The organism is Clostridium nigeriense (genome assembly GCF_900086595.1).
GTDB lineage: Bacteria > Bacillota > Clostridia > Clostridiales > Clostridiaceae > Clostridium > Clostridium nigeriense.
Window position 1 is genome coordinate 3,301,744 of sequence record NZ_LT575472.1, and the last position, 12,745, is coordinate 3,314,488.

Here is a 12,745-nt window from a genome sequence, read left to right on the forward strand (position 1 = left end):
TAAGTTTTAATAAATATTATATAATTAAATAATCAATGTTTCAAATTAATATTACTAATTAAAATTAATTTTTAGTTAATTAATTCCCCATTGGAATTTATAAATTTAATAGAACTATCTATAGTAACTTCTAATCCCTTTTCTTTAATATCGCCAAACTTGATATCCTTCCCCTTAGAGTTCCATAGTGTTTTATGAGAATTATCATTTAAATCAACTATCCAGATATATTTACTTAAATTATATCCAAAGTAAGGAAGATTACTTATATAAGCTATCTTTGTATTATCAATAAATTTAGCTTCTACATTCCATAAGTATCCTTCGTAAGACTGCAATACAGACTCTTTATTAAATATTTCCCCATTTGGTGCTATATATTTATCCTTATTTATACTAGCTTCTTTTTTATCTATATTGAAAATCTTCATATCTTGTTTTTCATCAATAGTCAATATTAAATTTCTATTTGGATTTAAAGCATAATAAATATTATTTGGAGTATCCTTTATCCCCTTAAACTTAAGCCCTTCATTAGTTTCTTCATACTCTGCCTTTAATATAATTCCTTCTTTAATCACTAGATCCATAGTTTTTAATTCTTCCTTAGGTGTTTCTTCTTTAGGTGCTTCTTCTTCACTTATTTCTTCTTTAACTATAGGGTTTTCTTGGATATTATTATCTTCATCAATCCAATTTTGGACTTTATTTCTTAGAGTTTCCATATTAATACTACTCATAGCTATTTTAGCAAATAATAATCCAATTAATAAAATTCCTAATAAAGATACTAAGAATATTCTTTTTCTGCGTTTTCTCATCTGCCTCTCATAATCTCTACTGAATATGCTAGGTTTTCTCACACCTAATTACCTCCTAAAAAAATATTTTACATAAAAGCTTCATATATAAAAACTTAATTATTAGCTATTATTTTCTGCTCCCACAACCACAAGAAGATTTTCCACCCTTTGTGCTACAGCAGCCCCCACATTTTATGAGCCCATTCTCCCTTAATTCTTCTACTGTAAGCTTAGCCTCATTTTTATCATATTCTTCATATTCTGGCGTAGTCTTCAATAGATCTTCATTCTTAATATTTATCATTTAAATCACCTCAACTTATATTATATACTTTATTTTCATTAAATCTCCACATATTTTATGTATTTTTAATTTTATTTTAAGATAATTATCTACATGCTTCTAATAAATTATAATTTTCGATTTTTTTTCCTAAACTATTGGATTTTTTGACCAAATATACTATAATAATTATATAATATTTATGACCAAAAACTTACATACTTAATAAATAATAATGCCCATACTGCTGTTAATAATTATATTAACAGTTTTAATAAAACCCCACATATGTTCATTTATTCCCTTTCTTAAATGAACATAAAACCCTTTAACCTGTGCAATATTCTTGTGCAGGTTCTTTATTTTTATAAAAAAATAAAGGCTGGTATGCACCAGCTCTTATTATATCCATATTTAAATATTTTATAAATATCCCATTGGATTTGTATGTTGCCCATTTATTCTTATTTCCCAATGTATATGAGGTCCTGTACTCATTCCTGTAGATCCTACTTGTGCTATAGTTTGTCCTCTATAGACAGATTGTCCAACACCAACTAGCAGAGCACTATTATGAGCATATAGTGTCTGAACTCCACCACCATGATCTAAAATTATAGTATTTCCATAATCACCAAGCCATCCTGAATATGCAACAACACCACTTTTTGATGCAGCTACTGGAGCCCCCTCCGGATCGCCTAAATCAACACCAGTATGAAAACCAGCTGCTCCAGTTACAGGGTTTATTCTTGGTCCATAAGGATCTGTAACAACTCCATATCCAGGTCTTAAATAAGTTTCAGTGCTTGGATCTCCTGTCACTCCACTATTTCCACCTTCATCAGGAGTAGTATTTCCACCTGTTCCTGCATTATTTCCATTATTTATATCTGCAAATATTTTATCTAATTCTGCTTGAAGTTCTTGGTTATAAGAAGCTAAATCCCCAATTTGATCTGCTAATTCTTTTTCTTTATCATTTAATGATGCAAGCAAATTAGATTTTTCCGATTCTAATCCATATAGTTCATTCATTTTACTTTGATGATACTCTTCCTTGGCTATATATTCTTTTTGAGCCTCTTTTAAATCATCTTGTCTTGCTACTATAGCTTTCTTGTTTTCTTCTATACTTTCTAGTTGTTTTGAAATTTCATTTTTTTCATTTTCTAACTGCGCTTGTATTCCTTTAGCTTCAGTAATTAAGTTCTTATCAAAATTAATTAATCTAAATATACTTTGAATATTATTAAATAAAGATAATATATCCTCACTTTTTAATATTAAATATATGTAATTTGTTACTACATCCATTTTATAATAGCCTCTAAGCCTCTTATCTATATTACTTTTTATCTTAATTGCTTCTTTTTCTTTTTCAGCAATTAATTGTTCCCTACTAGCAATTTCATTTTCAGACTTAGAAATTTCACTATTAATTTTATCTATCTCAGCTTGAACCTCATCAATTTTAACTTGATAAGTTCTTACATCTTCTTTAGCAGCTTCTAAGTCTTTACTCTTTTCATCTATTTTATTTAAAATACCTTGAAGTTCGTTGCTTTGATTATTTATCTCATTATTAACTTTATCTTTCTCACCTTCAAGGCTATCAATTTGACTTTGATTTTGATCTATTTTATCTTGTAGAGAAGAGCTAGTTTCTGCAAATGCTATGATATTCGTAGAAAAAACTATGGTAACTATAATTGTCATTAACTTATATATTTTTTTCATCTTCACCCTCCACTAATTATTCTAAGTTAAACTTTTGAACATCATTAATAATCCAATTACCATTTTCATATTCTATATTTGTTAAAAACATTTCTTCAACATTTTTATCTATAAAAGGTAATATCTTTTTACTTATATTGTAACTTAAGTTAATTACTATCTTTCCTCTGTAAACTCCATCTTCAAAATAGAATTCACTGCTTTTCATTTCTGTATGTAAATCATTTAGCTCGTAATTATTTTTTAAAAATAAGCTTTCTCTTTTTATACTATCATAAATCTTATTTTTAGCCTCTTCTCTGGAATTTTCTATTAATGTATAATCTGATTTATTTAGTGCATTAAAAACACTAGAATAAAAGCTTTCAGTAGATTTATTTACATCATCAATAAGCCTATCATTAACCATATTTATATTTATATTAATATTGGGTAAACTTTCAATTTTTACTTTTTCGCTTTTTAACAATCCCCATGGAAATTCTTTTACTAACTGTATTTTTATATTTTTATTTAAAGGAATAGGTCCAAAATTTTGAATATCCTTCACTTTTTTATTAATATTTTCATCATTTATAAAAACATCAGCATCATTAAAATTAGAATTTAAACTTATATTAATTGCTGGCATATTTAAGTTATATTCTAAATTTTCCATTATATAAACTTCTTTTTCTTCTTCAACTAAACCGTATGAAGTTAATAACTCTCCCCTTATTAAATATTTCCCAGGAATTAAATTTCTTTTTATGTTAGTAGCAGCTATTTCTTTTCCATTTATCAACACCTTAGTTTTTTCAAAATTAGTATTAATTTTGACTGCAACTGGTTCAATTTCTATGTGATAATTGTCGAAAAATAATATTTTTTTATTTACCAAAGTAAAATAACCACTTCTACCATTGTTTTTTAATTCTTTAATTATCCCAATTACTTGTTGTTGATTTTCAGAATAATATTCAACTAAAGGTTTCAATTCTCCTTTAGTTATTCTATTACCATCTACTTTTATTTTTCTATATATCTTACTTGGCCTATTTTCTTTCATTGCTATTTCTAAATTTTTTAGCAATATGTTTTTAGATGATTTATAATTACCAACTCCAAAACCGACTATAGTAAAAAATATTAGAATACTTATAAATAATATTTTTCTGTTAATAAGAAAATCTTTTAAATTATTAAAGGTTAAATTACTTATATCTTTTGATAAAACTTTTAAATACTTCCTAAAAGCTTCGATAAATATCTTGAATTTATTCAATATTTTCACCCTTTATTCTAAAATATCTATTATCCATTTCTTGCATTCTAAACACTTATATATCCTAATAACAAATAAATCTAATATACCCATTGACTTTTCTTTACTTAATATTTCAACTTCTTCTTTTGTAAAAAATTCATCTTCTTCATTTAAAAAACCTTGAATTTCAACAATATAATTTTTATTAGTTTTTTCACAACAGTCATTTTCTCCTACAACTTCTATTTCTTCATAATTAAGTCTAGGACTAAGTTCTTTTATAATAAATAGAATATCTTCAAATTCTTCGATATTATCTAAAAATTCTTCCTTATAAAACACTAAATCTTTTATTTCAAATAATTTCTCCATAAAACCACAACCTTTGCTATATTGTACTTTAATTTTATATTTATTAATACTATTAATCAAGATATTTAATTTTAATAATTTATTACGAAATGCTATAATTATATTATAAAAGGGGGAATAAAAATGATTTTTGATAGTCATATGCACTCTCAATTTTCTACAGATAGTATAATGAAAATAGAAGATGCAATTAATACTGCAAAGGAAAAAAATATAGGAATCATAATAACTGATCATATGGATTTAGATTATCCTATTAAAGATAAATTTAGGTTTGATGTTCCAAGCTATTTTAATGAATATGAAAAATATAGATCTGCTAATTTAAAACTTGGAATTGAGATAGGACTTGCAGAAAGTACTTTTATAGATAATGAAAAAATAGCTAGTAGTTATGATTTTGATTTTATTTTAGGATCTATACATTCTGTAAAAGGCTTAGACATATATACATATCTTTTACATGAATCAAGTGATAAAAACGTCTTTTTATCCTCTTATTTTGAGGATATGCTAAAATGTGTACAGTTATATGACAATTTTGATTCTTTATCCCACATAGATTACCCTAGTCGATATTTTAAAATTCAGGATAAGGAAATAATATTAAAAGATTTTAAAGATATTATAGCTGAAGTTTTTAAAACTTTAATTATTAAAAATAAGGTATTAGAACTTAACACCTCAAGACTTCATATTAAAGAAGCCCAAGATTCATTATTAGATATCTATAAACTTTACACGGATCTTGGTGGAAAATATGTTACTTTAGGCTCAGATGCTCATATCCAAAACTCCATTGCTAAAAATTTTGATATAGCTTTAAGCTTTTTAGAAAACTTAAATTTACAGGGAGTCTATTTCAATAAAAGGCAATTAGAAATAATAAGTAACAACTAAGAAAATGAGAATATTATCTAAAATAAAAGAAATTCAGCCTAAGCTGAATTTCTTTTACATTTCACTTAATTTTATTATTTCTTGTTCAGTTAATCTATAAACTGTCCATTCATCCATAGGAACTGCACCTAATGACTTATAAAATTTTATTGAAGGTTCATTCCAATTAAGGCAAGACCATTCCATTCTCTTACAACCTTCTTCTCTGGCCTTTTTCCCTAAAAACTTAAATACTTCTTTACCTATACCTCTTCCTCTATATTCTTTTTTTATAAAAATATCTTCTAAATATAATCCACTTCTTCCTATAAAAGTTGAAAAATTATAAAAATATATAGCATATCCTACAGGTTCTTCATCTAATTCTAAAATTACTGCTTCAGCTCTATTATTTTTAAAAATTGATTCCATTAAGCTTTCTTCAGTTGCTATAACTTCATTTTCCATTTTTTCATACTTAGCGATTTCATGAATAAGAGATAAAATTAACTTACAATCTTCTTCTTCAGTTTCTCTAATTTTTAAATTTTCAATATTAGTATTATAATAATGCATAAAAAACCCACCTCTTTAGTTATAATTAAATATATTAAGCAATTTCTTTTATCATTGCTAAATCACATCTTGTACATACCTCTTCACTAAATTCTTCAAATCCATACTTTTTATAAAGCTTTATAGCTTTATATAAAACGGAGTTAGTTTGTAACGTAATTCTTTTATATTTTAAAGCCTTTGCAATTTTAAAAGAATTCTCAATCATTATATTTCCAAGACCTAACCCTTGGAAATTCCCTTTTAAATACATCTTCCTAAGTTCACAGGTTTCTTCATCTATTTTATATATTCCATAGCTTCCTATTATATCTCCCTTAAATTCTATCACTTCAAAATCCCCATTATTTTCAGTGTAGTATTTAGGTATGTTGGTAATATCCAAATCCTCATCATATGGATTTAGTTTCAATCCATATGAGTTAAGTACTTCTTGTACTAAACTTAAAACTTTTTCCTCGTCCCCTGCTCTAGCTTTTCTAATAATTAAATTTTTCATATTTAGCCCCCTTATTTTTATATAAAATAATAGACTTCTACAAAATAGAAATCTATTGTTTATATTTGAAATTATTATTTTAATAATATTATAAAGAATTTTCCAAATTATTGCTAGGTTTATGAGGATTTTTTATTATTTTTTTGAATATAATTATTGAAATTATTATAGCTAAGATCATAATACCTACTTCTAATAAGAAAACATTATTTATCACCCCAACTTGATAAAGAGCTGCTGGGAAATTTATCGTTGCATGAATTATTATAGCTAAAAAATAATAAATATACTTTTTCTCTTTTACTGCATATAATACTAAAACTGATAAGGAAATATGAACAATTATGGCTGCAATTCTTTCAAAACCAGGAGCCAACCAATAAAAAGCACTACTATTTACATAGTGGTTATAGGTTGTATTTATTACATCCTTAGATACTAGAGCTCCCTCCATCAAAGATTGAAATCCGCCTTTATTTATTAAGATTGAATATACAATAGCGTTTAAGGTAGATATACCACCAATTAAGATAGCTTCTATACCACCATGTCCTAAACCGTATGTTATTCCTGTTAAATTATCTCTTTCCTTTATTAAATATTTAAAGGATATTAACCTTGCTGTTTCTTCAAAAATACCAGCCATTAATCCACCATAAAGCATATATGCTACTGGATTATTTAATAAGAAATTAGAAGTTCCTTCGTTAAAACTTAAAAAATAACTATGAATAGGCGCTTCTAAAATTTGTACAGCAACAAAGAATGCTGCCATCCCAATAAAAAATATCTTTAAACTTACTTTATATTTTTTCTTCAAGTAAATAATTCCAGCAATAGGTAACATTACACTTATAATTAAACTAATAGCCATAAAAAATATTGATAAATTACTAACCATTTTGTTCCCCCTCATTCTTCTGATAAATTTATACAAATGACATTAATATAATAAATGCTATTATAAAAGCAAATAAAATCCATGATTTTTTATTAGCAAAATTCACTGTATATCCTATCCCAACTCTTTTTTCAATCATAAAGGTTGGATCATTTTTATTAAAATAAAACATTCCCCATATCCAATTATCATCATCATCTCTATAGTCTTCACACTTATTAACTTCGTCAAAATCCTCTCTATCAGATGATCCTATTATTAATAAAACTGAGACAAAAGCTATCATACTAATTGATATAAATACATTTATATAATTAATTAATCTAACAGTATAAAATTCATATATAATTCCAAGCTGAACTATAGAGTAAAGTAATATAACCTCAACTTCACTTAGTAAGAAAAATATTGATATATACTTCTTTATTTTTTTCTTTTTAATAATTATCTTTTCTCTATTTAAACTATTCAAATCAACCTTTGATTTTAAGCTTATTTTAGCAAGTACATACATGAACATACACATTAACATTCCAATTATAGGAATATTATATATCTTATTTAAACCTAATTCATATAAATATTCTTTTTTTGAAAAAGTTAAAAATAAAAGTACTATTGGAATAACTATTGGAGATAAATACAACCAATCTTTTAAAGGCTTATATCTTTCATCCTTCTTTGCTTTTCTTAAAGTAGTATCTACTATAACTACATTATTTCTTATATAATTTAAGTTTTTTTCTTTCTTTATTTTCTTAGTCTTCTTATTATAAATAACAAAAACTAGTCCATGAATTAATAATGCAACTATTAAAGTAACTCCTAAAACCAAAGAAGCTATTCCTTCTCCCTTTCTCCTACCTAAAAACATAATTATATTAAATAGTACTATAACTACTGAGAATGATATTAATATTAGTTTTTTATATTCTTTTTCTAAAAATTTAATCTCATCTAACTCTTTAAATTTATTAGGAATTCTAACACCAAAATATATTCCACTATTAGAATAGCTATTTAAATAATATGACAACACTCCTAAAAATATTATTGTAATATTTGCTACAATAAATGAACTTAAGCCATACAAAATAAATACCTCCTGTGGTTTAAATTCCCTTTATAATAAAATATATAACTAATACTATAATCAATATAAAGGGTAATACCATTAATATTAATCCAATGGGATTTCCTAAGTTAACTTCCCAACCAATTCCTATTCTCTTTTCGATAAATATACTTGGATCATTTTTATTATAATAAAAATTTCCTAATATCCAATTTTTATCATCGTCTCTATAAATTTCTTTTTCTTCTTTGTTAAATTTAATATTTTTACCACCCTGCCCTATTTTATATCCTATAATTAAAAAAATAATTATTGTAATTATTATAATAGGCAAAGCTATAATATTTACTATACTAACATTCCATGAATAAATAGTACAAAATTGTATAAAAGCAAACATTAATACTATTTCTAAAGTTATTACAAATAGCATAATAGAATTAACCTTTTTGAATACCCTTCTTTGCTTCTTAATTTCTTCTAGAGTTCCACTATTAATATCAACCTTCCCATTTATAGCAAACTTATTAGTTAAAGCTAAAAAAAGTATCATTCCGCATTGAGTTAAAGTTGGAAATATAACTAAATAGAAAAATCCTTTAAATCCTTCTTTCTTAACAAATCCATCAGCAATTCCTTCTGCATTATAATGAATAGGAAAAGGATTTGGAACATTCTTATAAGCAATTAAGGTTGCTATAATTGTAATTAAAGGTATTATCAATAAAAGCATATAAGTTCTAGTCCTTATGACAACATTATCTTCTCTAATTTTGGGATTTCTAATAGTTGTGTCTACAAGAACAACATTTTTCCCTAGACTTTTCCACCCTTTTTCTTCTTTAAGTTTCATTGTTTTCTTCCAATAAATAAATATTGGAATATTGCTGACTATAATTAAAGTAAATATTAATAAAAGATATACCCAGATCTTTGAATTAAAAAACAAAATTATATTTATAATAATAATTAGCGGCAAGATAAATAACAAATAATTTCTCTTATATTCTTTTTCTAGATTAATTATATCTTTATCTTTTTCATATTCCTTAGGAACTCTAACGCCAAAGATTATACCATTATTAGACAATTTGTTCACAAAAATCGTTGAAAAGACTAAAATTATACTTACAAAAATAGCGCTTCCTAAAATAATTATTTTCTCCACTAATCCTCACCTACTTTTTATTAAAATCTAAAAATACTTTATCTATATAAGATTTAATATCTTCTTTACTTAATCCTCTATTAAAACACTGAGCCATGTAATAATATAAATTTTCATTTAAGTCATATTTAAATCTTTCCATAGATTGATTTAAATTTAAAGATACTATTGCGCCCTTTCTTCTATCAATTTTTATATATCCTTCATCCTTTAATAAAGCATATGCCTTATTTACAGTGTGCATATTAACCCCTATATCTTCTGCCAAAGCCCTAACTGATGGTAACTCCTCATCACTTTCAATTTCGCCCCTTGCTATTCCTTCAATGACTTGATTTTTTATTTGAATATAGATCGGAATCTCCGAATCAAAATCTATCCTCAAAATCACTAAATCACCTCTTTTGCTATAATTATTTTAAGATTTTTTTAAGTTTTCTCTATTATAAATCTTAAGAAAAATTTTGTAGTATAATTACATTATATATTAGAATAATAAAGTATCCTATAATTGTATGCATATTTATTACTTATGAATATAAGCTGTATATTCTAATTGTGTAGTAATTAAAAACTTTAATCTAATATATTATCTTCTAAACAATAAAAACCTTTGAGGAGGGTTATAATGAATAAAAAGCTTTATAAAATTTCATCACAAAAAAGAGTAGCTGGTGTTTGTGCTGGCTTTGCAGAATATATTAATGCAGATGTTACATTAATTAGAGTGTTAACTCTACTAATCATTCTTTGTTCATTCTCTATAGGACTAATTTTTTATTTTGGTTGCGCACTTATAATGCCTGATAAATCAGAAATAATGTAACTTTCAGGGGCTGCCTTTGACAGCCCCTGAATTTGTATTTTAAAGCTTATTAAATAATTTTACACAATTAGTATTTAAGATAATTGTTAATCCTAACAATACTATTAATTCATATACTACTATTCCTATTAGAAACATAGTTAAGTTCAGTATATTTCCGTATATAAATATAACTACAGGAATAGCTATAATTCCTACTCCTACAAGCATTTGTATTAAAACACTTGCACTTTGCTTTACTACAGCAGTTTCTGATACCCAATTTAAATTAGGAAAGTATAAATTAACTATCAACCCTAAAGTTGGAACTATAAGGGAGTATATGCTTGATATTAAAATAAGCCAAATAGACTGACTTAATGATAAATTTAATGAAATTGTAAATATAATATCTGCAATTACAACACTTGGTAAAATTAATATTAAATTCATCAGTATCTTAGCTTTAAAAATCTCTATTGTATTAATTGGGCTTGATTTTAATATCCATAAATTCTTTCCTTCTAATGATATAGAGGAATTTGTCGTACAAGATAATGTTAAAGTACCGCATACAACAACTATAATAAATATAGGAATAAGATCTTTTATAACATCTACTTCAAGAATACTTAAAATAACCTCATCTCCTAAGAATATAGTTGCTATTGACATTCCTAGTAATAGTAATGGTCCAATTATTGTATTTACTACATATATAGGTGATGCAAAATATCTCTTTATTTCCTTCTTAACTAGGGCCATTAACTGTGAAGAACTTTTCATCTCTTTTACTTTATAATTAGCCTTTTTATAACTTTCTTGAAGCCTTGCACTTATTTTATTAAAGCTCTTATTAAAAACAATTATAAACAATGAAAAAATTAATAACGAATATACTATAAATAATAAAATATATAAAAAATTATTATTAGTTAATCCTCTTACAACCCAAATTGCAGGTGGATAAATTTTCAAAATTCCTTCACTTATAGATTTACTATTTATAATCAATGTTTGTACAAAATCTCCCGATTTAAAAGATATTACAAACATGAAAAATACAATACCTAAAGTCCCTAAAATGATAATTAAGTTTTTATGCTTCATTCTCGATGAAATATAACTTATCCCAAAGGCCAATATAGAAGCTAGTACTATAGGCACAAGTGGCAATACTAAAAATATTAATAATAAATTTATAAAAAACAATAAAGATACTGATGTATATTTATAATAAATTATTGCTGGTGGTAATAATGTAAATATAGCGAATAAATAATTTATAACAAGTAAATATACCATTTTAGAAATTAAAATATCACTCTTTTTAATAGGTAAACTTGCTAGTAAATCATAATCTTTAAACGAAAATAATATACCTTGTGCTTTATAAATGGATGTAAAAAGTATCATTGCTGTACTAGCCATAAATCCCATAACTAAAAGTATTTCTAATAAACCAATTTCCTCTAAACCCTTAGCTAAAAATTTAAAATATACAACTAGCATACTTAAAAGCACAGCTATAGAAGCTCCAATTGTTATGGCAAGAAAAATAGCTTTATTTCTTTCTACCTTAGATTTCTCCTTAGTAAATTTATTAATCCCACTAGAATTAATAAATGTAATTTTTAAAAGACTTCCTAAATTATTCATTATCTATCAACTCCATAAATATATCTTCTAATGAACTATCACCTTTTACTTCTTCCATTTTTCCTTGTGTTACAATAACACCATTTTTTATTATTGCAACTTTATTACAAAGTTTCTCTGCTACTTCTAAGACATGGGTTGAAAAGAAAATAGCTATTCCCTCACTACATAAGTTCTTCATTTCTTCTTTTAATAAATGTGCTGCTTTTGGATCTAACCCAACAAAAGGTTCATCTAAAACTAATAGTCTAGGTTTATGAATTAAAGCTGAAATAATAACTAATTTTTGTTTCATACCATGAGAATATGAAGATATTAAATCACCTAAAAAATTTGTTATCTCAAATTTATCAGCATAAAATTTTATTAAGTTTTCTCTATCATTTTTTGATACATTAAATATATCTGCAATAAAATTCAAATATTGTATTCCTGTTAAAGACTCATATATATCTGGATTATCTGGTATATATGCAATTTTTCTTTTGCATTGTAAAGGATCCTTTTTAATTGAAACTCCATCAATTAATATATCTCCTTCTTCAAATTCAAGTATCCCAACTATAGATTTTATAGTTGTTGTTTTTCCGGCTCCATTATGACCTATAAAGGCAAATATTTCCCCAGCATTAACTTTAATAGAAATATTATCCACAGCCTTTTTCCCACTTTTATATGCTTTTGAAAAGTTAATTACTTCTAACATTTTAACACCCCTTATTATATCTGTTATATTAAT

15 protein-coding genes are annotated in these 12,745 nt (G+C 25.2%); 2 read left to right on the forward strand and 13 right to left on the reverse strand.

Translation table 11 applies throughout. From position 1 onward, the window contains the following. Positions 1-71: 71 nt before the first annotated feature. The 5 genes from BN6774_RS15460 to BN6774_RS15475 form a co-directional block, all read right to left on the reverse strand. Entirely contained in the window at positions 72-863 is a 792-nt protein-coding gene (locus BN6774_RS15460; RefSeq protein ID WP_066895387.1) for a hypothetical protein, read from the reverse strand. A gap of 67 nt (positions 864-930) precedes the next feature. Continuing rightward, a complete protein-coding gene (locus BN6774_RS18675) occupies positions 931-1,107 on the reverse strand; it encodes a hypothetical protein (protein ID WP_167349605.1) in 177 nt (58 codons plus the stop codon). A gap of 402 nt (positions 1,108-1,509) precedes the next feature. Further along, a complete protein-coding gene (locus tag BN6774_RS19055; protein WP_066895389.1) occupies positions 1,510-2,826 on the reverse strand; it encodes a murein hydrolase activator EnvC family protein in 1,317 nt (438 codons plus the stop codon). 16 nt (positions 2,827-2,842) lie between these two features. After that, on the reverse strand, positions 2,843-4,090 hold the full coding sequence (locus BN6774_RS15470) for a TcaA 3rd/4th domain-containing protein (RefSeq protein WP_066895391.1): 1,248 nt from the start codon (positions 4,088-4,090) through the stop codon (positions 2,843-2,845). Positions 4,091-4,102: 12 nt separating this feature from the next. Next, the gene (locus tag BN6774_RS15475; RefSeq protein ID WP_066896733.1) at positions 4,103-4,444 is read right to left on the reverse strand and encodes a hypothetical protein; all 342 of its coding nucleotides are present in this window, start codon (positions 4,442-4,444) and stop codon (positions 4,103-4,105) included. Between the two features lie 123 nt (positions 4,445-4,567). On the opposite strand from BN6774_RS15475, the gene BN6774_RS15480 reads away from it, so the two are divergent. Further along, entirely contained in the window at positions 4,568-5,344 is a 777-nt protein-coding gene (locus BN6774_RS15480) for a histidinol phosphate phosphatase (protein WP_066895393.1), read from the forward strand. A 54-nt stretch (positions 5,345-5,398) separates the two neighbouring features. On the opposite strand, the gene BN6774_RS15485 is transcribed toward BN6774_RS15480, so the two are convergent. From BN6774_RS15485 to BN6774_RS15510, 6 genes are all read right to left on the reverse strand, one after another. Then, entirely contained in the window at positions 5,399-5,899 is a 501-nt protein-coding gene (locus BN6774_RS15485) for a GNAT family N-acetyltransferase (protein WP_066895395.1), read from the reverse strand. Between the two features lie 34 nt (positions 5,900-5,933). Beyond that, complete coding sequence (locus BN6774_RS15490) at positions 5,934-6,398, reverse strand: GNAT family N-acetyltransferase (protein ID WP_066895399.1); 465 nt, start codon at positions 6,396-6,398, stop codon at positions 5,934-5,936. An 88-nt stretch (positions 6,399-6,486) separates the two neighbouring features. Then, positions 6,487-7,299, reverse strand: a complete 813-nt coding sequence (locus BN6774_RS15495) for a YhfC family intramembrane metalloprotease (protein ID WP_066895401.1) — start codon at positions 7,297-7,299, stop codon at positions 6,487-6,489. 28 nt (positions 7,300-7,327) lie between these two features. Continuing rightward, positions 7,328-8,392, reverse strand: a complete 1,065-nt coding sequence (locus BN6774_RS15500) for a DUF5808 domain-containing protein (protein ID WP_066895403.1) — start codon at positions 8,390-8,392, stop codon at positions 7,328-7,330. A 19-nt stretch (positions 8,393-8,411) separates the two neighbouring features. Beyond that, positions 8,412-9,542, reverse strand: coding sequence for a DUF5808 domain-containing protein (locus BN6774_RS15505; protein WP_066895405.1), 1,131 nt, complete (start codon positions 9,540-9,542; stop codon positions 8,412-8,414). 10 nt (positions 9,543-9,552) lie between these two features. Continuing rightward, positions 9,553-9,933 (reverse strand): GntR family transcriptional regulator, encoded by a 381-nt coding sequence (locus BN6774_RS15510; protein WP_066895407.1) that lies wholly within the window; start codon positions 9,931-9,933, stop codon positions 9,553-9,555. Between the two features lie 237 nt (positions 9,934-10,170). On the opposite strand from BN6774_RS15510, the gene BN6774_RS15515 reads away from it, so the two are divergent. After that, positions 10,171-10,368, forward strand: coding sequence for a PspC domain-containing protein (locus BN6774_RS15515; RefSeq protein ID WP_066895408.1), 198 nt, complete (start codon positions 10,171-10,173; stop codon positions 10,366-10,368). A 39-nt stretch (positions 10,369-10,407) separates the two neighbouring features. Here BN6774_RS15515 and BN6774_RS15520 read toward each other — a convergent pair whose 3' ends face one another. Further along, on the reverse strand, positions 10,408-12,006 hold the full coding sequence (locus BN6774_RS15520; RefSeq protein ID WP_066895410.1) for an ABC transporter permease: 1,599 nt from the start codon (positions 12,004-12,006) through the stop codon (positions 10,408-10,410). Then, positions 11,999-12,712: an ABC transporter ATP-binding protein gene (locus BN6774_RS15525; protein WP_066895412.1), complete on the reverse strand. Its 714-nt coding sequence runs from the start codon at positions 12,710-12,712 to the stop codon at positions 11,999-12,001. The genes BN6774_RS15520 and BN6774_RS15525 overlap by 8 nt, the downstream gene beginning before the upstream one ends. Between the last annotated feature and the right edge of the window lie 33 nt (positions 12,713-12,745).

Bases quoted from the DNA above. Each gene is read 5' to 3' on its own strand.
- BN6774_RS19055 (WP_066895389.1), bottom strand. From the start codon at position 2,826: ATGAAAAAAATATATAAGTTAATGACAATTATAGTTACCATAGTTTTT.
- BN6774_RS18675 (WP_167349605.1), bottom strand. From the start codon at position 1,107: ATGATAAATATTAAGAATGAAGATCTATTGAAGACTACGCCAGAATAT.
- BN6774_RS15525 (WP_066895412.1), bottom strand. From the start codon at position 12,712: ATGTTAGAAGTAATTAACTTTTCAAAAGCATATAAAAGTGGGAAAAAG.
- BN6774_RS15490 (WP_066895399.1), bottom strand. From the start codon at position 6,398: ATGAAAAATTTAATTATTAGAAAAGCTAGAGCAGGGGACGAGGAAAAA.
- BN6774_RS15515 (WP_066895408.1), top strand. From the start codon at position 10,171: ATGAATAAAAAGCTTTATAAAATTTCATCACAAAAAAGAGTAGCTGGT.
- BN6774_RS15495 (WP_066895401.1), bottom strand. From the start codon at position 7,299: ATGGTTAGTAATTTATCAATATTTTTTATGGCTATTAGTTTAATTATA.
- BN6774_RS15520 (WP_066895410.1), bottom strand. From the start codon at position 12,006: ATGAATAATTTAGGAAGTCTTTTAAAAATTACATTTATTAATTCTAGT.
- BN6774_RS15485 (WP_066895395.1), bottom strand. From the start codon at position 5,899: ATGCATTATTATAATACTAATATTGAAAATTTAAAAATTAGAGAAACT.
- BN6774_RS15475 (WP_066896733.1), bottom strand. From the start codon at position 4,444: ATGGAGAAATTATTTGAAATAAAAGATTTAGTGTTTTATAAGGAAGAA.
- BN6774_RS15480 (WP_066895393.1), top strand. From the start codon at position 4,568: ATGATTTTTGATAGTCATATGCACTCTCAATTTTCTACAGATAGTATA.